This is a genomic window from Pseudomonas sp. IT-P395 (genome assembly GCF_949767675.1).
In the GTDB taxonomy this organism is placed as follows: Bacteria; Pseudomonadota; Gammaproteobacteria; order Pseudomonadales; family Pseudomonadaceae; genus Aquipseudomonas.
Map to the genome: position 1 here is coordinate 105,071 of NZ_CATKPW010000001.1, position 16,253 is coordinate 121,323.

18 protein-coding genes and 2 pseudogenes are annotated in these 16,253 nt (G+C 55.1%); 15 read left to right on the top strand and 5 right to left on the bottom strand.

The window, feature by feature from the left end; genetic code table 11:
• Nucleotides 1–22 precede the first annotated feature (22 nt).
• From ACM6IN_RS00375 to ACM6IN_RS00395, 5 genes and pseudogenes are all read left to right on the top strand, one after another.
• Nucleotides 23–883, top strand: a complete 861-nt coding sequence (locus tag ACM6IN_RS00375) for a hypothetical protein (protein ID WP_414915153.1) — start codon at nucleotides 23–25, stop codon at nucleotides 881–883.
• Between the two features lie 12 nt (nucleotides 884–895).
• Nucleotides 896–3,124, top strand: coding sequence for a lipase family protein (locus ACM6IN_RS00380; protein ID WP_414915154.1), 2,229 nt, complete (start codon nucleotides 896–898; stop codon nucleotides 3,122–3,124).
• 541 nt (nucleotides 3,125–3,665) lie between these two features.
• Nucleotides 3,666–3,971: pseudogene (locus ACM6IN_RS00385) on the top strand (DUF2931 family protein); the annotation flags it as partial.
• Between the two features lie 114 nt (nucleotides 3,972–4,085).
• A complete protein-coding gene (locus ACM6IN_RS00390) occupies nucleotides 4,086–4,226 on the top strand; it encodes a hypothetical protein (protein ID WP_414915234.1) in 141 nt (46 codons plus the stop codon).
• 46 nt (nucleotides 4,227–4,272) lie between these two features.
• Entirely contained in the window at nucleotides 4,273–4,794 is a 522-nt protein-coding gene (locus ACM6IN_RS00395) for a DUF3304 domain-containing protein (RefSeq protein WP_414915155.1), read from the top strand.
• A gap of 87 nt (nucleotides 4,795–4,881) precedes the next feature.
• On the opposite strand, the gene ACM6IN_RS00400 is transcribed toward ACM6IN_RS00395, so the two are convergent.
• Nucleotides 4,882–5,178 carry a hypothetical protein gene (locus ACM6IN_RS00400; RefSeq protein ID WP_007912147.1) on the bottom strand — a complete coding sequence of 99 codons (297 nt, stop codon included), beginning with the start codon at nucleotides 5,176–5,178 and terminating at the stop codon, nucleotides 4,882–4,884.
• Nucleotides 5,179–5,673: 495 nt separating this feature from the next.
• Between ACM6IN_RS00400 and ACM6IN_RS00405 the strand changes: the two genes are divergently transcribed.
• Nucleotides 5,674–5,943 carry a DUF2790 domain-containing protein gene (locus tag ACM6IN_RS00405; protein ID WP_414915156.1) on the top strand — a complete coding sequence of 90 codons (270 nt, stop codon included), beginning with the start codon at nucleotides 5,674–5,676 and terminating at the stop codon, nucleotides 5,941–5,943.
• A gap of 89 nt (nucleotides 5,944–6,032) precedes the next feature.
• Nucleotides 6,033–6,431: a hypothetical protein gene (locus tag ACM6IN_RS00410; RefSeq protein ID WP_414915157.1), complete on the top strand. Its 399-nt coding sequence runs from the start codon at nucleotides 6,033–6,035 to the stop codon at nucleotides 6,429–6,431.
• On the opposite strand, the gene ACM6IN_RS00415 is transcribed toward ACM6IN_RS00410, so the two are convergent.
• A complete protein-coding gene (locus ACM6IN_RS00415; protein ID WP_007912157.1) occupies nucleotides 6,428–6,697 on the bottom strand; it encodes a DUF1652 domain-containing protein in 270 nt (89 codons plus the stop codon). The genes ACM6IN_RS00410 and ACM6IN_RS00415 overlap by 4 nt on opposite strands.
• Nucleotides 6,698–7,064: 367 nt before the next feature.
• On the opposite strand from ACM6IN_RS00415, the gene eco reads away from it, so the two are divergent.
• Together eco and ACM6IN_RS00425 are read left to right on the top strand one after the other, a co-directional pair.
• Entirely contained in the window at nucleotides 7,065–7,550 is a 486-nt protein-coding gene (eco, locus tag ACM6IN_RS00420) for a serine protease inhibitor ecotin (RefSeq protein ID WP_007912158.1), read from the top strand.
• A 21-nt stretch (nucleotides 7,551–7,571) separates the two neighbouring features.
• The gene (locus ACM6IN_RS00425) at nucleotides 7,572–7,877 is read left to right on the top strand and encodes an NIPSNAP family protein (protein ID WP_064362707.1); all 306 of its coding nucleotides are present in this window, start codon (nucleotides 7,572–7,574) and stop codon (nucleotides 7,875–7,877) included.
• A gap of 24 nt (nucleotides 7,878–7,901) precedes the next feature.
• Here ACM6IN_RS00425 and ilvA read toward each other — a convergent pair.
• Nucleotides 7,902–8,897: pseudogene (gene ilvA / locus ACM6IN_RS00430) on the bottom strand (threonine ammonia-lyase, biosynthetic); the annotation flags it as partial.
• Nucleotides 8,898–9,146: 249 nt separating this feature from the next.
• Between ilvA and ACM6IN_RS00435 the strand changes: the two are divergent.
• The gene (locus ACM6IN_RS00435) at nucleotides 9,147–9,485 is read left to right on the top strand and encodes a DUF2834 domain-containing protein (protein WP_414915158.1); all 339 of its coding nucleotides are present in this window, start codon (nucleotides 9,147–9,149) and stop codon (nucleotides 9,483–9,485) included.
• A gap of 218 nt (nucleotides 9,486–9,703) precedes the next feature.
• Nucleotides 9,704–10,183 (top strand): hypothetical protein, encoded by a 480-nt coding sequence (locus ACM6IN_RS00440; RefSeq protein WP_414915159.1) that lies wholly within the window; start codon nucleotides 9,704–9,706, stop codon nucleotides 10,181–10,183.
• 43 nt (nucleotides 10,184–10,226) lie between these two features.
• Here ACM6IN_RS00440 and ACM6IN_RS00445 read toward each other — a convergent pair whose 3' ends face one another.
• On the bottom strand, nucleotides 10,227–11,000 hold the full coding sequence (locus ACM6IN_RS00445) for a class I SAM-dependent methyltransferase (protein WP_414915160.1): 774 nt from the start codon (nucleotides 10,998–11,000) through the stop codon (nucleotides 10,227–10,229).
• Nucleotides 11,001–11,159: 159 nt separating this feature from the next.
• Here ACM6IN_RS00445 and ACM6IN_RS00450 point away from each other — a divergent pair, with 159 nt between their 5' ends.
• From ACM6IN_RS00450 to ACM6IN_RS00460, 3 genes are all read left to right on the top strand, one after another.
• Entirely contained in the window at nucleotides 11,160–11,693 is a 534-nt protein-coding gene (locus ACM6IN_RS00450) for a tetratricopeptide repeat protein (protein ID WP_414915161.1), read from the top strand.
• A gap of 63 nt (nucleotides 11,694–11,756) precedes the next feature.
• Nucleotides 11,757–12,242, top strand: coding sequence for a sigma-70 family RNA polymerase sigma factor (locus ACM6IN_RS00455; RefSeq protein WP_414915229.1), 486 nt, complete (start codon nucleotides 11,757–11,759; stop codon nucleotides 12,240–12,242).
• Nucleotides 12,239–12,997: an anti-sigma factor family protein gene (locus ACM6IN_RS00460; RefSeq protein WP_414915162.1), complete on the top strand. Its 759-nt coding sequence runs from the start codon at nucleotides 12,239–12,241 to the stop codon at nucleotides 12,995–12,997. Before ACM6IN_RS00455 ends, ACM6IN_RS00460 begins: the two co-directional genes overlap by 4 nt.
• Nucleotides 12,998–13,041: 44 nt before the next feature.
• Here the strand turns inward: ACM6IN_RS00460 and ACM6IN_RS00465 are convergent, their stop codons facing one another.
• Nucleotides 13,042–15,309, bottom strand: a complete 2,268-nt coding sequence (locus tag ACM6IN_RS00465; protein ID WP_414915163.1) for a hypothetical protein — start codon at nucleotides 15,307–15,309, stop codon at nucleotides 13,042–13,044.
• Nucleotides 15,310–15,607: 298 nt separating this feature from the next.
• On the opposite strand from ACM6IN_RS00465, the gene pncA reads away from it, so the two are divergent.
• Nucleotides 15,608–16,234: a bifunctional nicotinamidase/pyrazinamidase gene (gene pncA, locus ACM6IN_RS00470; RefSeq protein WP_414915164.1), complete on the top strand. Its 627-nt coding sequence runs from the start codon at nucleotides 15,608–15,610 to the stop codon at nucleotides 16,232–16,234.
• Nucleotides 16,235–16,253 lie beyond the last annotated feature (19 nt).

Consider the following 16,253-nt stretch of genomic DNA (forward strand, 5'->3'; position numbering starts at 1 on the left):
ACGTTTTTTCGGGAAGCAATAAATGAGTAAATCAATTTTTTCATTCAATGTGAAATCTCTGCTGCTCTTGACACTTCCTTTAATCGGCGCCTGCACCTCTGCCGGCGAGATTGCTAAAAGCAGTATCGCAGACATTTCCAGCCACTACGGGAGCGATTCTTTTACTCTGGTGGCAACGTCCCCAGCCAACTTTAGCCTGACAGCCAAGTCACAATACTCACCGCTAGCTGGTCAGGATTGCCAAACCTATTCAGCGGGTTTGGGAGGCAACGTAACTCGGCGGCATCAAAAAACAGATCAAATTGATGTAAAAGACACAGAGCAAACCTCCAGCTTCAATATTCCGCTCAGCTATAGCATAGCCGGATGCACTATGGATTTGACTCGGGTTGTTGTTGCCATTGACGGCCGTTACGGACCATCTTCGTTGGATATCGGTGGAGACATAGGCGGAATAAACGTAACAGGAGGCGCAACTACTAGCGAATCCACTCCTAAAGGCACTGACAATCTTGACTTTAAAGGTCTTTGCATGTGGATGTTCCAACTAAGCGTTGAAAGAATTGAAGAAGACGGAATTTCAAAAATCCTATCATGCAGCGCGGCGAACGCAGATTGGAATGTATCTTCAGACTATCTTGAGCGCGGTAAACCTGGCGGCACAATTCAACGATCACACCTCAAAAACAAAGAGGTAAAGTTCGCCTTCCGTGTGGCAAAAGATGAAGTGCCAAGCATGGATAATCGCTGGATTAAAACCAGTGAGGGATGGAAGCCGTGTCAGGGCACCGCGACATCAGATAGGTGCCAAAAACCTCCGGTTTTTAAAAAATTCAAGATGAACGACCGCGAGTGTACGGTATACCCAAATTGCACTGAATAAGGACATTCTCCGATGACGGATCCATACCTGTGTGACAAAAGTGTCTGCCCCGCCAGGGGTAGCTGGATCAGCTTTAGATTAGTAGATGAATTTGGTGACGGTAAGCCGTACGCCGGATTGAGCTATGAGCTCACCGACGCCGAGGGGCAAAAATACGACGGCAACCTGGACAATGATGGCTACGCCAAGGTCACCAACAACTACAAAGGTCCGGTAACTTTGACACTAGCAAAATCTTATGGCGGTGGAGATAAATGGTATGAAAGTCTTGCTGACCGAATAGACTACCGGATCCCATTAACTGACTTTCAAGTGGCTGCTGAAAAAACGTTACACCGCCCAATCGGCAGTAACGCTAAAAGTGGCGCGTATAGAGCAGCTTCGGAAAAAGCAGAATACTACAACGTAGAAGTCCGACAATTTGTAGAGCACAAACGCCACCTGCCTGCTCCGACGAAATTATCCAAGCCCGTCCCCTTCGGCTGGACAAAACTTGCCTGTGACTTTGCCAAGGGAAAAGTTCCGGATTACGGCACCGCGCTTTTACCAGATAAGCACTACGTTCTGGAAGTACGTGCTTTGCGCGCGTTCAGGCCCTTAATTTCTTTGGCACCCACATTCAGTGCAGTAAATCTTTATAACCTTTCGTTGTTGGCGACGCTGAGCTACGGAGATTTCGGACAGGTACCTGAAAATCCAAATGCACCAAAAGACCCAAAGGTTCCAAAAGCACAAGAGCCCGGGGGAGAAGTCACATTTCCTAAGGTGGGAACGATCGGGCATGTGCTACAAACTTGCCTTGCATGCTACGAAGAGCCAATGCGTTATGCCGACGCCAAAACTGTGAATTACCCCGTTGTTGAAGATGTTCCTTATTCAAAACGACTGGAGATCATAGCTTATGACCCCAAACTTCATACGGGCGCCGATGAAATGGATATTCCATCGGAAGTGCATTTCTTTAATGACATGCGCGGATATTCATTAGACTCGAAAAAAACCGATACGCAGGCGTACGCCACTCACGATGATCGAATGATTTTGATAGCCATACGCGGAACAGCGGAAAAATGGGATGCTTTGCGCGATGGAGATGCGGAGCAAATCCCAGTTAAAGATGGCGTTGGTAAGGCTCACAAGGGGTTTCACGAAGCTTATGAGGTGCTACAACCCTTCGTGACCAAATATCTCGCCAGATTTCGCAAAAATAAACAGCGTATCGTGGTTTGTGGCCACAGCTTGGGAGGTGCGATTGCGCTTCTTTTGGCTGAATGGATTCGTAACACTTTTGACAAACAAGTAATACTTTACACCTTTGGTTCCCCTCGGGCGGGCGATGCGGATTTTGTCGAAGGAGCCAAGTCTCTCGTTCACCATAGAATTGTAAACAACAATGACCCGGTACCCAGTGTGCCCGCAGCTTGGATGGATACTAAACAAGCGGTCTGGGTAACCGGAGTCGCCGCCACTGTCACAGGAGGGGTCGCCCCGATTGTGGGGGGCATTGTTTTCGGCGCAGGATTGAATCGGTTCGGCGGGAAGCCCTATCGCCATCATGGCATACAGCGCTATTTCACCCCACTGAGGCTTCCAGGCAATCAGATTTCAGCAGTCCTCTGGACCCCCGGTTGCGAAGGGTATGAAGAGTCTGCAATGACGCAGCTTTGTTACGCGAATATTAAAAACAATGACACTCCGGAACGTAGCAATTTTGGCGTCCAAGTAATGAACGGCGCCGATCATACGATGCTAGGCGGGTACATTCCTGCCTGTTGGGCAACATTGCGTCGCTGGCAAGACACACAGGCAAGTGGCGGAAAAATTGTTACTCCGCGAGAGGCGCTCAACTTGCGCACTCAAATGGAGTTTTACCGAACCGAATTAAAAAAGTGGCAGGCAGCCCAGCAAGCTGAGTTTCCGGGTGGATCAATTGAAAGTAGACCTCAGGATCGCGCGACAGCCATTCAACGAAGATCCACGATGTCTGATCTCCAGTCCCGTCAGAAGGAAATCGCCTTAGCTGTGAGCCACAATGAAAAAGAACTCGAAAACATCAAGACCACTTTGAAAAACATTGATTTGTTGGAGAAAACAACCCTGGAGCTTTCCGACGTTTACGGAGACCGAGCAGAGTTGCCGGATCTGAAAGCTCAAATTGAGCGGTGGAGCGATCATAAGGAAAACCAAGCCGTTATTCGAGTCGCCCAAATTCCGCAGGGGTCAATGACAGTTACGGCTTGAACCTTGTCGAATCAATAAAAAATTGGCGGCCGAGGGCAGATTTATCTACCCTCGGCTTCATTAGAGACAAAAGACTTATCAAACGTTCTCTTCGCAGGGCTGCCGGCAACCTGAAAAAATAAGGTCCGTCTGGCATTAGCTGATAAAGCAAGTGATTTTCGGGGAGATCCGCATGAAGGTGTTATTTGCTAACGGCAATAAGTAGTTTTACACGCTGCATTACTGCAGCCGTGCTAATTAGCAGTTGTACCTCTTCCAATAGCGGTTCTTTACTATGAAGCTTGGTATCTCGGATTCTTGGCGCCAAACTATATGGAGGTCTGGATCGAAACGGCGGATGTAATCGATTCAAAGGGGCAAGTCTACCGGAGGGCTATGAGTGGTGTCTCCGCAATCCAAACACCAGCTAACAATTCCGGCCATCCAAGATGGTTGGCCAAAAAGAACCGGGCGAGGTAAGGGAAATACGTAAACTGGTGCAGACTTTCCCAAAAAACTTTACGTTCGTTGGCAGTCCTTAGTTGAGCCACAGACTTACCAAGTCGCTATTGATGTGCCTGAATCGGTCCGTGAATTGATGCGTAAAGAGAAAACTGTTTACTGTGCATTCGACGGCAAAGAGATCTCAGAATATCGAGATGTACTTGTAATAGGACTTGCCCCGGGTGGAATAGTTAAAGTTTGGGTACTTGGTTCTTGTCTACCTCCTGTAGAGGTTGCAAGAGTTCGGGCCGAAATCGACCCACGTGGACCCTATGAGGGAAAATCCGCTGGTCAGTATGATTCATTTTCAGATGTTTCCAAGGCTTATGTAGATAAATTTGGAGTGCCGTATGGCTCTTGGTGAGTAAAAAGGAAGAAGCTTGAGTTTCTTCCTTTTCATCAGATTTTGCGCCTTGAAGGCGGTAGCTCTATCCTGCAACATTCGCCACCTGCTTATTCAACGGACGGAATTCAAGGCATGCTGGACGCCAACGCAACACACATTACCCTCACGCTCGAAGGCGCCAACGCCGACCTGCAAGTCCTCAGCGTCACCGGTCGCGAAGCCAGTATGACCGCATCAAAGTGCACTGCATCCAAGTTAAAACAACCCTCTTGATTCTAATCCAGGAAAAATTGAAGTGTGACTTATCGGTTCGCGATCGGTGAAGTCCTCTCCAGGCATAAAGCCGGAATGTAACCTCTTACCTTGGAATTTTAGTCATTTGATAGATATTGCTGCGGACGTACGTCGAAAACGAACATGGCGAAGAAGGCGAATAGCCCTGGCTGTACTGGCTTTGCTGCTTAGCTACGCCACCCCAAAAATCATTGATCTATTTCGTACGCCCGGCGCCATGCTGACGTCAGAAAACTATACAGATCGTCCAATTTTAAGCTTTTGGATAAATGACTTTTGGGGAGGCAACCTGTTCGCAATGGGTGGCGGAGGGGTTATGTGCTGCCAACGAATTGAAGGAGAAACCGTTCGTGTTTCTTGGATTCTCAGTAGGACTGGCGAACAGTTTCGGCAAGGCGTCCAGAAGGAGAACCATGAGGTAATTTTACCGCTACCTCGCCGAAAACGTGGTGATGTGTATTTGCACGTGCGCTTTTTACCCAAAAATATTGTTGAGTTGAAATGGAGTCCAGACTTGGTCAGCCCGTTTGCTCCTGTTCCTAATTGAGAGTCTCTTCTCTAACTAGCTGTTGTAAACATCAAGCACGGGCAGGAAATGCCTCTGCCCGTGACTGCTAGACAATTCAAACAGAGATCAAACCGGCGCCTTCCAGCTCAACATCTGCTGCTGCGCCACCTGCAGCAAATCATTGCCATCCTGCGTCAGCAGGTACAGCGCATGGGTGATGTGTGGAATGTCTTGCACGTCGGCGTGTTTGAAGCACAGGCAATGCAGGGTTTCGAGCAGGTCGGCGGCGGCGCGGATGCGCTGGACGGCGGCTTCGAGGATGTCTTTCGGGTTGGCTTGGGTGTCGATGAGCAGCGTCGGGGTTTCGGTGACGTTGCTGCTGAGGGGGAGATAGCGGTTTTGTAGCAGTTTGATTATCGGCATAGGTGATTACTCAATTGGGGCGAAAGTAACCGCCAGCACTGTGACCAAACAGTGGGAGGCGGACTGTGTGCAGGCTTGGTCAACCGAGAACAACCCCAACTCAGCTCGCCCGAAGGCGTCCTGCACACAGCCGCCACAGCTATGCACCGCACGGACATAGATGTCCGCAGCGCAAATGATGGCACATCTGCAATGAGGAAGTTGTCAGGTGACCAAACCCGAACCACTGATTTTGCAGCGGCAACCGACAATAACCGCCCTGCTCCAACCGCCGAAAGCAGACAAGGCACCAGCCTTTGTAGGAATTCGCCAAACCTTCCTGAGAAAACCGCCGCACTCCCTGACAGCCGGCGTTCAGCTCGGTTAACCATCCCTTAACGCCGTGGTCAAAAACTCTACTGAACCGCACGCCCTCAGCCATTCTGGCTGTTGCCCAGTGCGGCAGGTTCGGCTGAATCACGCCGAACTCTAGAACCGCCACTCGGGAGTCCTTTCATGAACATTCGTCCTTTATTGCTCAGCGTCGCCCTCGCCTGCACCGCGTTCGCCGGGCTGGCCCAGGCCAATGGCACCTCTGCCACGTCCAAAGCCGTGCCGTATGAGTACGGCATGCCGCTGCATGTGGCCAAGGTGGTGTCGTTGACCGAGCCGCCAACACAAACGTGCAAAGTGGTTACGGCCGATATGAAGTACATCGACAACGCCGGTAAGCCTGAGGAAATCAGCTACCGGAAATTGTCTGACGCGTGCAACTTCCAGAACTGACAGAAACGTCTGATTTACGGGTTTGCGGTAGGCGTGGGGAGTTTCGGCGGTTATGCTCGGAGCCCTCCTCACTGCCGCAAGGATTCGCCATGCAGTTGTCGTTTCGCACGTTGTCGGGTCTCACTTCTTCGTTGTGTTTTCTGTTGGCGCTGGCCTGGGGCTTTGTCCCGGACATGCTGCTGGCGATCTGGAGTATCGAGTATTCCGACGCTGCGGGGTTTGTCGCGCGGCGCAGTGCGGTGCTGTTTGCGGCGTTGGGAGTGATGTTTTATCTGGTGCGCAACGCACCGCCGTCGCTGGGGCGCAATGCGCTGAGCAACGGGTTTATCGTCGGTTGTTTTGGTTTGGCGGTGTTGGGGTTTGCGGAATGGCTCAACGGTCATGCCGGCCCCGGGATTTTGCTCGCGGTGCTGGTCGAGTTCGCGCTGGGCCTTGGTTTTGTGCAGGCCCGGCGCGTGACGGTCGAACTGGGTGAAACGGTACGTTAGACGACTCTGGAGCGTGGGCTGTAGTGATGTTGCACAGTTTGCTGGTTCAGATCTGAGCGCAGCCCGGCGATCAGTTCGTTGATTTCACGACAACCATTGAGGTGGCTGGCGTCGATGCCACTGACCAGCAGATCGACCTGATCGGTCTGGTGATCGCCGAAAACCTTGACGGTCATCGACAAGTCCGGCGACAGCGTGCACTGGCAGCGTTTCGGCAGAAAACTGCTTTCAATGATATTGCGTAGTTCCAAGGCAGACAGAAACATGGCGAAACCCTCTCCTTACTGTGAGATGCCAATCAAGTATTCACGCTGACCGTTGCTGCCCCTGCACGGGTGTGTCCCCGCTGTTTCCCTGGTGCGACAAGCGGTGGTACTGCGAAATGCCCATTGGAGTGTAGGCGCCCAAGGCCGGTGCGCCGCACTGAAAAGACGCATAAAGCGTGCCTTTCATCGGTTCATTTTCACCCTCATGAAATCAAGCACTTGGCGGCGGTGCCAGCATTTGGCTACTTGCAAATTGCAAGAATGGCCCCTGCCGGCACTGCATTTTGCAACTCGACGCTGGTTTGCAATCACGGTCCATGACGGTAAGAATGCCCGTCATCCACCCTACACCCGCACGGAGGCTTCCATGGGTTCTTTACGCGTTTACGCGACCACCGGTTTGTTCATCGCCAGCCTGTCCACCCTCGCCCACGCCGCCAAGCTTGAAGACGTCGCGCCGTTCCCGAAGGCTGAAGCCGGGTTCACCCGCCAGGTCATTCACTTGCCCAAGCAAGAGCAGGAAGAAAACTTCCAGGTGGAAATTCTCGCCGGCAAAACCCTGGAAGTGGACTGCAATCGCCAGCGTTTGGGCGGCGTTCTCGATGAGAAGAATCTTGAGGGCTGGGGTTATCCGTTCTATCGCCTGGAAAAAGTCATTGGGCCGATGAGCACGATGATGGCCTGCCCACCCGGCAGCCAGAAGAAGCGCGCGTTCGTGCCGGTCGTTGGTGACGGTTTCATGCTGCGTTACAACAGCAAGTTGCCGGTCGTGGTGTATGCGCCGTCTGACGTCGAAGTGCGTTATCGCATCTGGTCGGCGTCGGACAAAGTCGGTACAGCCCTGCAGGAATAACCGGAACAAGGAGTGCTTCGTTTGATTACCTGCCACGTCCGATATGTCATTGATCCCTACCAATTGCCTGAGTTCGAGGCCTACGCCAAGGCCTGGCTCGGCATCGTCGAGCGCTTGGGCGGCACCCATCACGGCTACTTTTTGCCGTCCGAAGGCGCGAGCAACATCGCTTATTGCCTGTTCAGTTTTCCGTCGCTGGCGGATTACGAAAGCTATCGGCACATCGCGATGACCGATCCGGAAAGCACCGCACTGGTTGCCAGCCTGGTCGAGAAGAAGTTCATCGTCAGCTACGAGCGCAGCTTCCTGCGCCCATTGCTGCCGTAAACCTCATCATGCCGAGACGCCGCACATCGCGGCGCGCTCGGCGACATGGCGCAGGCTGTCGAAGTTGATATTGGCGCCCGAGTCGATCGCCACGAATGTCTGCTCGCGCACCCCGGTTCGCGCTACGTACTGCTTGATCCCGGCCACGGCCAAAGCGCCGGACGGTTCGGTGATCGAGCGGGTATCGTCGTAGATATTCTTGATCGCCGCGCAGAGATCGTCGTTGCTGACGGTGATGACTTCGTCGACGCAAAAGCGGCAAACCTCAAACCCGAACGCGCCAATCTGCGCTACCGCCACGCCATCGGCGAAGGTGCCGACATTGGGCAGCACCACGCGCTGATCCGCCTCCAATGCAGCCTTCAGGCACGCGGAGTGTTCAGATTCGACGCCGATGATCCGCACTTCTGGACGCAGGTATTTGATGTAGGCCGCGATGCCGGCGATCAGACCGCCGCCGCCCACCGGGATAAAAATCGCATCCAGTGTGCCTTGATGCTGGCGGAGGATTTCCATTGCCACGGTGCCCTGCCCGGCGATCACTTCCGGGTCATCGAACGGTGAAACGAAGGTGCGCCCAGTCTGTTGCGCCAGTTGCAGCGCATGGGCCAGTGCGAACGGGAAACTCTCGCCGTGCAGCAACGCTTCAGCGCCGCGACTGCGTACACCCAGCACTTTCAATTCCGGCGTTGTCGCTGGCATGACGATGGTCGCTGCAATCCCCAGTTCGCGTGCTGCCAATGCCACGCCTTGCGCGTGATTGCCAGCCGATGCGGTGATTACCCCCCGCGCCCTCTGTTCGTCGCTCAATTGCACCAATTTGTTGTAGGCGCCACGGATCTTGAAGGAGAACGTCGGTTGCAGGTCTTCACGCTTGAGCAGAATCCGGTTGCCCAGCGCCTCCGACAGTGCCGGCGCCGCTTGCAAAGGCGTGCGCACCGCGAGGTCGTACACCGGCGCGGCGAGGATCTTTTTCACGTAGTGCTCAAGCAGGGTTTGCTGATCGGGGCTGTGCGGCATGGTCGTCTCCTGACATTTTTCAAAACCCCGGAGACAGAAAGTAAAAACCCGCCTCTAGGGCGGGTTGGGTGCTGCAGTCGTGAGCTAGCCCGCCAAATGAGGAATGGCGGTAATAATCATTGGCTGGCAACGCGATACAGTCGAAGTCATGGACTGGAAATTAGCCTGCACGGTGCTGGCAAGTCAATGGCCAATTTTGCGTGGCGACGTTAGTCTGGCGACTCTCTCATCACACCAAGGAAGGATTGCATGATGGCTATCGCCCTGCCCCTCACGGCTTTGCTCGCGTTCAGCGGTTATACCGTTTCAGTGATGCTCCAGGCTGAACAGTCATTGGTCGACTTCGGCATCAGCCTGATGTCGCGGCCCGATACCGCGCAGGTGGTGATTGATCTGTATCTGCTGGCCACGCTGGCGGGCGTGTGGATGGTCAAGGATGCGCGTTCGCGTGGGCAGTCGGTCTGGTCAGTGCTGCCGTATTTGTTGCTGACGGCGGTGTTTGTGTCGATCGGGCCGTTGTTGTATCTGGTCGTGCGTGGGGTTCGCGAGCGCAACAGGAAAGCGGTGGATCTGGCTCGGGTGGGTTGATCCGGGTTATCGGATGCCGGGGAGATTGACTTCGCGAGCAGGCTCGCTCCCACAGGGGGCGGTGTCAGTAAGGGCTAGGTGTAGCTCGTTCAAGAATGCCTCATCAACCTCGATGTCAACTGTCAACTATGACAGTTATGCGGTACATCCTGATGCAGTAACTTGAGTCCTCACCGGGAGCTTGCTCCCACTCAGTTCATGCATCAGGAGCATTGGCGATGAGTGATTTCGAGAAAAACACTACAGGGGAATTTACTGCGGAGACGGAAGCAGGTGGGCGCCCGCTGTTCAACGCGAGCAAGGTGCGTCTGACCGAAGGATACCTCCCTGATCAGGGGCCTTATTGGCAAGGCCTTGGTGAGCAGGTCATCTCTGAATCCCCTCGCCTTCAATATGCATGGCTGAGTGTCTACGTCCCTGAGGACGCCAACACTGGCGATCATGTTCTTAGCGAAGAGGACCGTAGCTATCGAGCCAGCTATGCGTTTGGTGACCAGGCTGATTTGACATCGTACTTTTCAACGACAGGCAAGATGACTCTAACGGTTGTCCCGTCAGTCGATGATCCCCGACTGGAAGGGACTATCGAGTTTGTCGGTAAAACCCAATCGGGAGAGAAGACCGTTGACGTTAAGAAAGGCGTGTTCAAATTCAGCGGTTTGACAACTGGCCTGTCCGGAACCCCGGACAACACATAATGCGCTATCCGGGCAGCCGAACGCCTCTCACAGCGCGGCTTCCTCACCCCTGCCTCACCGCGACATACGCAGCCGTTTCATACGGCACCGTCAGCACATCTCTGCCACGCAGTTCCGGCTCGGCGGCAATCAACGCGCGAATCTGCTCATCAATCTGCGCCCGCTGCGCCTCCGGCAGCGCGGCGATGAAACTGGTCGAGCGCACTCGATTGAAGATCACGTCTTCCGGCGAGCCGGTATGGCCATGGTGAAACCGTTCGACCTGCAGAGGCTCGAACGCCGGGTGCGGAAAGGCCTCGCGCCAGGCGCCGGTGTAGTAACGCGGCGTGTCGCCCTCCAGCGCGTTGACGATGGCATCCAGTTTCGGCACCCAACTGATCTGGGTGTCGCGCAGGTTCCAGATCAGCCCCAACTTGCCACCGGGCTTGAGCACCCGGGCGATTTCCGTCAGTGCTTCGGTGCTGGCGAACCAGTGAAACGCTTGCGCGCAAATCACCACATCCACGGAAGCGTCGGGCAACGGCAAGTCAGTCGCCGTGCCGCTCACGGCTAGCACTTCAGGCCAGGCGTCCGAGAGCTTTTCCAGCATTTGCGCCACTGGCTCAACCGCGATCACTTGCGCGCCAGTCGCTACCAGACGCCCGGTGAATTTTCCGGTGCCGGCACCCAGATCGATCACGGTTTTATGTCCATCCAGGCCCAGCGTCGCGGTCAACCACTCACTGACCTGCGGCGGATAGTCCGGCCGCCCTTTGACGTAGGTGTCGGCGGCGGTTTTGTAGCCGGCAGCGGCTGAGTGATGGATTTGGTCGGTCATGGCAACGCTCCTTACGGCAAAACATCGGATCGACGGCAGACGCTCCCGAGCATAGCGCTTGAATTTACGCTGAACTTGAACAGTCACTGATAAAGCAATGAATAAAAATTCACGCTGTGGTGTTCAAAGTGAAACATAACCCCCTGTGGAGCCTTGCCCATGACTATCCGTTCCGTTATGTTCGCCGCCCCGTTGCTGCTGGTCGCCGCGATGTCCAGCCAACTGGCCTTGGCCAATGGTGATGAAGAAGCGCCGGTGCAGAAACCCGAATGCCCGAAAGGCCAGGTCTGGGACAGCAAAACGCAGAAGTGCGTGCTGCAAACCAGCAGCCTGTTACCGGACGCTGACCGTACCGATTACGCCTATCGCCTAGCCAAGGCCGGACGCTACGAAGAAGCCCTGGCACTGCTCGATACACTGAAACAACCGAACACTGCCAAGGCCCTCAACTATCGCGGTTATGCCACACGCAAACTGGGGCGCACTGACGAAGGCATCAGTTATTACCTGCAATCGGTGAAGCTCGATCCGCAGTACGCGCAAGTGCGCGAATACCTCGGCGAGGCCTATGTGATCAAAGGTCGCGTCGATCTGGCGCAGGAACAGTTGCAGCAGATCAAATCGATTTGCGGTATGTCCTGCGAGGAATACCAGGACCTGGCCGAAGCCATCAACGATTCATCGAAAACCTGAGCACATATAAGGGCCGCCATCATCGTCAACGATCAGGCATTCAGAGCAGAACTCGGACAGCATCTGGCGCGACTGTGGCGCTACGGTTTGTTGCTGTCGCGCAATCGGCATTTGGCCGAGGATCTGGTGCAGGCCACGTGTGTGCGGGCGCTGGAGCGCGCTAGTCAATACAACGCCGGCACGCGCATGGATCGCTGGTTATTGAGCATTCTGCATTCGATCTGGCTCAACGAAGTGCGCGCCAGGCGCGTGCGTCAGGGGACAGGACAGGTCGATGCCGATGGCCAACTGGCGTTCGATGGTGAGTACGCCGCGCAGACTCACGTGATGGCCGCGCAAGTGATCCGCCGCGTCGATGCGCTGCCCGAAACCCAGCGCGAAACCGTGTATCTGGCCTATGTCGAGGGTTTGTCCTACCGCGAAGTCGCTGAAATCCTGCAAGTGCCGATCGGCACTGTGATGAGCCGTCTGGCCACCGCCCGCCTCAAACTCGCCGAATACCCGCCGTTGCAGGCAGTGCCGAAATCCACCGAAGGAGACCGTTCATGAACACACCTTCGGATGAGCAACTGGTCGCCTACCTCGATGGCGAACTCGACCGTGAGTACCGCGATCAGCTCGACAATGCCATTGCCGAAGACTCGCTGCTGAGTCTGCGCGTGCAATGGCTGAGCCGCAGTAATCTGCCGTACAAGAACGCCTATGACGAGCTGGCGCAACAGGCGCCGCTGGATCGACTGCAAGCGCGGCTGGATGCCATTCCTTCGCCAGAAAAGCCTGGGCTGAGTCGCCGCTGGTTTATCGGTGGCGCGGCCGCAGCGCTGTTGGCCGGAGGCGGGTTGGCCGACCGGTTATTCCTCGGCTGGCACGCCGCGCAATCGAACAACTGGCGCGCATTGGTGGCCGATTACATGGCGCTGTATGTGCCGCAAACGCTTGATCACCTGCCCACCGACGAAGCCTCCCAACGCGCGCAACTGCGCACGGTTGATGCGCGTCTGGGCCTGAATCTCTCACCCGCCACGTTGAAACTGCCGGGTGCCGAATTCAAACGCGCACAAGTGCTCGAATACGACGGTGTGCCGATCGCACAGATCATGTACCTCGATGCCAGGCATGGGCCTCTGGCGTTATGCGTCACGCGCTCGAACCAGGGTAGCCGAGCGCTTGAGCATGAACGTCGACACGAGATGAACGTAGTGTTCTGGACAGAGCATGAACATGCCTGGATGTTGATCGGACACGTTCCGGCGGCTGCACTTGAGCAGAGCGCAACGCTGTTGAAATCGCGATCCATCGGCTAGTGCCTTGACCGCAAGTTCAAGTTGGCGGAACTGGTCTGACGGCACTAGGCATCCACTTTAAAGGAGTCAAGGGAAAACCAGTCAGGTTTCGGACTATGGAACTCAAGTCGTGCGATCCCCGGTGCATCAAAGGCAACATTGACCGGTGTGCCGTAGGACGAACCTAACGCCTGACGCCCCAAGAGCTCCCCGTTGCTGGTGTAGTAAGCCACGGTGCTGTCCTCATAGTTAACGCTTAAATGAAAAAAACTGATTCGCGAGCAGGCATTCTTCAGTTTTATTTCCACTACCTGCGCGGCCTCGCCAAAGGCGTCGCGGCCGATGCTCAGTACCTGACCATCGATTCGACCGGGAAAGGATTGACCGATGTCGGAACGAGGCATGATCGCGCATTCGCCGTCACCGGATTTGAACGTGATCTGCATAGTGGGCGTTTCCATGATTGCGCCTTGTCGTGCCGTCTGATTCGGCACGCCGGTGAAATCTTCCATTAACGTCGCGGGAGAATTCAGCACGGTGAATGTCGGCGAATTGAACACCACTGCAGTGGTTTCGTCATTGAGCCCGTCATAGGCAACTTTCAACTCCATGCGCACGGACGTACCCGGTTTGAGTTTCCGGAGTTCGCTGCGAGGCAACGCATTATCCAGCCCGCTGTGTTTTTCCGGCGCTGTCACTGGAGCAGCCTCGGCGAGGACAATCGTGTAACTGTCACCGTTGATATCTGTGCCGTGCAAACGAAACCAACGCAATTGCCCCTCCGCCATCAATGGCCACACCGCACATTGCGCCTGCGCACCACCGGTAAAATCACCCAGATCAAGTATCCCGTTGCTCGCCTGAGGGATATCGGGTGTGGGCAGCCGTCGATCCCGATCCTCGATCCGCTTGATCACCACGTCACGGTGCGCGGAGGGTTGAGGGGCCGCACCTCGCAGCAACTCCCATGACAGCTGGATTGTCTTGCCATGACTGGCCGCCAGCACTGAAGACTCGATCAGAAAGTTGGCCCGGTGGTTCTTGTTGAAGGCGCTTGGAACAAAGACTGGCGAGCCCGGCCCGGTTATGCCTTGGACCAACAGCCGCGCTTTGTCACCGGGTTGATCCTCCAGGTATTCGACTCGGGCTGTCACACCGTTGGGCAAATCCAGAGGATCGATCAGGTAACCGGAGCCCACCAGTGCAGGTGGTAAAAGGGTCGCAGCGGGCTCGCCGGTGATACTGGTTTTCAGGACATAGGAGCGGTCGAGTTCGACCCCCTGGCTGACGCGCTGATACGAAAACACTGCATGTCCCTTCGCGGCGGCAGCAAACGCAGCGTAAGGCACAGGGATCGAGTAGGAAAACGGTGCATTCTTCACTTTTTCGGTCAGCGTCAAATGTTCCAGTAACGCTCCGTCCTTAGCATAGAAGCGCCCCGTCAAACGGATTTCATCGTCTCTGAGCCAACTGCGCGATACATAGATTTGTGCAATTGCCGGTTCGCCAGCCAGTTTTTCCAGTTCGACGCTGCTGGCGTCATCGTCAGGATCATCGGGGTCCTCGCTGAGGATCGGCGGGTCATACCAGGTGCCATTCAGGTTGACGTACAGATACTGGCTGGCCGAGTTCGGACTGTTGACATCCGGACTGTTACCCACACGATCAAATACCGTGTAACGCACTTCAAAGTGCGCACTGTCACCGGCCGTGCGAAAGGTCGCCTCATCGATGGTCATCTGGATGGGCCGCTGCTGATCCGCCGCTTCCTCACTGACCACATGACTGAAGGTTTTACCATTGCAATACAATACGATGGTGTCGAACGCTCTCATTATCGGGTAGGTAACGCTGATGCTTACGCCTGTACGCGCACGCTCGGCGTCTACACCTTCATCCAGCGCATCCGGAGCCACATCAAACACCAGTTCGGAATGGCCTTCCTCCTCAGGAAAACGGTCCACGTTACCCGGACGCTTGTCGTGATAAATAACCGTCAACGGCGCCGAAGCTTCGAGCTCCACGCCATCTCGCTCTATCCCGTAATCAAGAACATTCAGCGGACTCTTCCATTTGTCCGCAGCCACATAGACGATTACCCGTTGAGAGGCCTCGCCGGTGGCGATGGGTTTCTCCGCAACCCGTTCTCCGTTCAAACGCACGGCATAGACGTCATTGTCCTGCGCGGTAGTGGCGGGTTCGATGAACACCTTCACCCCTTCCGGGTACAGATAAGTCAGTGCCAGAGGCAGCCCTGCATCTGCATTTTCTGGCCCCGGGACCGGCTGACTCATGCCGGCAATTCGCGGTTTTTCAAGGGTCTTGACGTCCATAGTGATCATCCTTCGGGAACAGGGTCCGATACGATCGGAAGCAGGGGTTCTTGTCCTGCGCATGAAACACCCATCGCCCGCGGTTGCCTACTGTCAGATCTGACAGGTGAACCCTGTAAAACCGGTAAAAACGCTACCATTGGTCGGAGTGATCGCAAAAGGCGAACGAAAGCCGGCGCCATTCGCAGCAATCGTAGAGCGGCTTATCCCACGCCTGAATTCGTTGAGCAGTCGTTTTGTGCCAAGAGAAACGTTACTTCCACGCCGAAGAAAGTCATATTCCAGGAGTACTCCCCCGATGGCGATTTCGTCTCGCACTGCCTTACTGGTGATCGACGTTCAAAACGACTTCACACCCGGCGGCCAATTAGCGGTACCGGAAGGTGATCTGATCGTGCCGTTGATCAACCGGCTCGCCCGTCAGTTCACCCAGGTCGTCGTTGCACAGGATTGGCACCCCACCGGCCATGCCTCATTCGCCTCCAGTCATCCCGGTCACCAGCCCTACGATGTCATCCAGTTGCCTTATGGCGAGCAGACACTCTGGCCCGACCACTGTGTGCAATCGACAGCAGGGGCCGAGTTTCACCGGGGACTCGACTTGCCTCATGCCCAGTTGATCATTCGCAAGGGCTGCAATCCTGATATCGACAGCTATTCGGCCTTTCTGGAAGCCGATCGTCGAACCACCACAGGGCTGGCCGGCTACCTCAAAGAGCGCGGGATCGATACGGTCTACATGGTGGGGCTGGCACTGGATTTCTGCGTGATGTTTTCGGCGCTGGATGCACGGGCGGCGGGGTTCAATGCCTACGTGGTGCTGGATGCGTGCCGGGCGATCGATCTGAATGGATCACTGGCGGCAGCGATTGAGCGGATGCAAAGTGCCGGGGTCGGGTTGATTCAATCCACAGAACTGGTCTGAACAACACAATCCCCTGTGG

Bases quoted from the DNA above. Each gene is read 5' to 3' on its own strand.
- eco (WP_007912158.1), top strand. From the start codon at position 7,065: ATGGGTTCTTTACGCGTTTACGCGACCACCGGTTTGTTCATCGCCAGC.
- ACM6IN_RS00445 (WP_414915160.1), bottom strand. From the start codon at position 11,000: ATGACCGACCAAATCCATCACTCAGCCGCTGCCGGCTACAAAACCGCC.
- ACM6IN_RS00380 (WP_414915154.1), top strand. From the start codon at position 896: ATGACGGATCCATACCTGTGTGACAAAAGTGTCTGCCCCGCCAGGGGT.
- ACM6IN_RS00435 (WP_414915158.1), top strand. From the start codon at position 9,147: ATGATGGCTATCGCCCTGCCCCTCACGGCTTTGCTCGCGTTCAGCGGT.
- ACM6IN_RS00375 (WP_414915153.1), top strand. From the start codon at position 23: ATGAGTAAATCAATTTTTTCATTCAATGTGAAATCTCTGCTGCTCTTG.
- ACM6IN_RS00465 (WP_414915163.1), bottom strand. From the start codon at position 15,309: ATGGACGTCAAGACCCTTGAAAAACCGCGAATTGCCGGCATGAGTCAG.
- ACM6IN_RS00460 (WP_414915162.1), top strand. From the start codon at position 12,239: ATGAACACACCTTCGGATGAGCAACTGGTCGCCTACCTCGATGGCGAA.
- ACM6IN_RS00440 (WP_414915159.1), top strand. From the start codon at position 9,704: ATGAGTGATTTCGAGAAAAACACTACAGGGGAATTTACTGCGGAGACG.
- ACM6IN_RS00415 (WP_007912157.1), bottom strand. From the start codon at position 6,697: ATGTTTCTGTCTGCCTTGGAACTACGCAATATCATTGAAAGCAGTTTT.
- ACM6IN_RS00410 (WP_414915157.1), top strand. From the start codon at position 6,033: ATGCAGTTGTCGTTTCGCACGTTGTCGGGTCTCACTTCTTCGTTGTGT.
- ACM6IN_RS00405 (WP_414915156.1), top strand. From the start codon at position 5,674: ATGAACATTCGTCCTTTATTGCTCAGCGTCGCCCTCGCCTGCACCGCG.
- ACM6IN_RS00450 (WP_414915161.1), top strand. From the start codon at position 11,160: ATGACTATCCGTTCCGTTATGTTCGCCGCCCCGTTGCTGCTGGTCGCC.
- ACM6IN_RS00390 (WP_414915234.1), top strand. From the start codon at position 4,086: ATGCTGGACGCCAACGCAACACACATTACCCTCACGCTCGAAGGCGCC.
- pncA (WP_414915164.1), top strand. From the start codon at position 15,608: ATGGCGATTTCGTCTCGCACTGCCTTACTGGTGATCGACGTTCAAAAC.
- ACM6IN_RS00400 (WP_007912147.1), bottom strand. From the start codon at position 5,178: ATGCCGATAATCAAACTGCTACAAAACCGCTATCTCCCCCTCAGCAGC.